Genomic DNA, 373 nt, shown 5'->3' with positions numbered 1-373 from the left:
CATCTTATAGAAACGTCCTATGATAGGTTGAAATCAAGAGAAATCACATTTCAGCAATACAGGGAAAATCTTGCTAAAGCAGGAGTTTTCCGATGGATTACAAATATCCACGAACATAAAAGATATTACTATAAGATGCGTATTTCTTGAGAATTTAACATTTACAACCTTTTTAAGTCCTTTTATTAACACGGTGTTATCGTTTTCTAACACAATGTGAATATTATCTGTGGCTAGATAGTAAATATAATGTGAGACATTGTGACGTTTTAGTTCAGAATAAAACAATTCACAGTTTAAATCTTTTCGCACTTGATCGAATATTTCTTTAAAAATGGCAACCTGAGCCATTGGTAAAACCTTCCGTGTGATG

Annotated in this window: 1 protein-coding gene and 1 pseudogene; one reads left to right on the top strand and one right to left on the bottom strand. The window is 32.2% G+C overall.

The window, feature by feature from the left end:
* The first annotated feature begins 27 nt into the window (after positions 1-27).
* The gene (locus tag AC0L3J_RS37645) at positions 28-150 is read left to right on the top strand and encodes a DUF1398 family protein (protein ID WP_473350469.1); all 123 of its coding nucleotides are present in this window, start codon (positions 28-30) and stop codon (positions 148-150) included.
* Positions 151-186: 36 nt separating this feature from the next.
* Here AC0L3J_RS37645 and AC0L3J_RS37640 read toward each other — a convergent pair.
* Positions 187-351, bottom strand: a pseudogene (locus AC0L3J_RS37640) (DUF1398 family protein); the annotation flags it as partial.
* Between the last annotated feature and the right edge of the window lie 22 nt (positions 352-373).

The sequence above is a fragment of the Bradyrhizobium sp. Kon37 genome (genome assembly GCF_055807535.1).
Note: the sequence above shows the minus strand (reverse complement) of the source record. Positions and strands in the feature narration are given on the sequence as shown.